The sequence below is a fragment of the Paenibacillus sp. alder61 genome (assembly GCF_020179875.1).
Taxonomy (GTDB): Bacteria; Bacillota; Bacilli; order Paenibacillales; family Paenibacillaceae; genus Fontibacillus; species Fontibacillus faecis.
Map to the genome: position 1 here is coordinate 1 of NZ_JAIUDG010000048.1, position 1,364 is coordinate 1,364.

Sequence of the window (1,364 nt, forward strand, 5' to 3'; positions counted from 1 at the left end):
GTCTATCCAAAACATAAAAAAGTAGAGTATTCTCAGGGTTACGACGCCACTAAGAAGGGACTCTACTCAATGACTATGATACCAGAAAATCAACTCACAAACCTATTTGAAAATCTTGTCACTCAGTTTGTTAAAGAAAACCTAGAGTCCATTATGAGGGCCGAGATTAAGCACTTTATGGAAGACCCAGAAAACGAGCACAACAGTCGTAACGGCTACTACAAGCGCACTCTGCATACCAAATACGGTTACATCTCGGATCTTGAGGTACCGCGTGATCGCCAGGGCTCCTTCCAAACCCATGTATTTGAGCCGTACCAGCGCCGAGATGGCTGGCTGGAAGAAGCCGTCATTCAAATGTACAAAAGCGGGATGGGAACCCGTGATGTTGCACGATTCATCGAAAGTATGTTCGGCAGTCACTATTCCCCGACGACCGTCAGCAATATTACCGCAACTGTCTTGGAAGACATCCAAAACTGGCAGGAACGCCCCTTACAAAAAAGGTACAGCGTTATTTACTTGGATGGTCTGTACGTAAAACTCAAGCGCAGCACTGTAAGCGGTGAGGTCATTTACTTTGCCATGGGCATTGACGAAGAAGGACGCCGCCAAATTCTAGGCTTCTATATAGGCGGTCAAGAGAGCTCCAATGGTTGGAGAGACGTTCTCAAAGACCTGTACAACCGTGGTGTACACGAAGTCCTTTTGGGCGTCTTTGACGGACTACCAGGACTGGACGAAGCTTTTAAAGAAGCATATCCTCAGGCAGACGTTCAGCACTGTATCGTGCATAAAGTTCGTTCTACCTTCCCTAAGATTCGTGTACAGGACAAGACAGACTTTATTAATGATCTCAAAACGATATATAACGCCTTGGATGATGTATGTGCCCTGGCTGCTTTTGACACGTTCAAAGACAAATGGGTAAAACGGTATCCGAAAGAAGTAAAGTCTTGGGAAGACCAACTGTCGACGTTGTTAACATTCTACCAATACCCTGAGGAAATAAAGGATGCGATCTACACTTCCAACCCGATAGAGCGGATGAACAAAGAAATACGCAAGCGTCTTAAGCCGATGAATAGTTTAACCAACATGGACGCTGCAGAGAAAATCGTATATCTAGATGTGATTGCTTATAACGAACGTTTTGAGAGCCGTGTTATTCGCGGATTCGCTGACCCTAAGGTCAAACAGGATCTGTCTGAAAAGTTTGCAAAACGCTATCCGGACTCTGACAACAATACTGATAACTAGCGTGATCTGGAGTTTGGTGGGGAGGGTTCCCCTCCCCACCAAATCCCCCATTCATCTACCCTTGATGAATATTCTACTGCTTACACAAACTTCTTGACGCTACC

General features: G+C 45.4%; 1 protein-coding gene. It reads left to right on the forward strand.

Translation table 11 applies throughout. The features are described 5' to 3' along the window. The first annotated feature begins 69 nt into the window (after nt 1-69). Entirely contained in the window at nt 70-1,260 is a 1,191-nt protein-coding gene (locus tag LBW89_RS27280; RefSeq protein ID WP_148453388.1) for an IS256 family transposase, read from the forward strand. Nucleotides 1,261-1,364 lie beyond the last annotated feature (104 nt).

What these genes read in the sequence shown, in the direction of transcription:
- LBW89_RS27280 (WP_148453388.1), top strand. Translation starts at nt 70, where the DNA reads ATGACTATGATACCAGAAAATCAACTCACAAACCTATTTGAAAATCTT.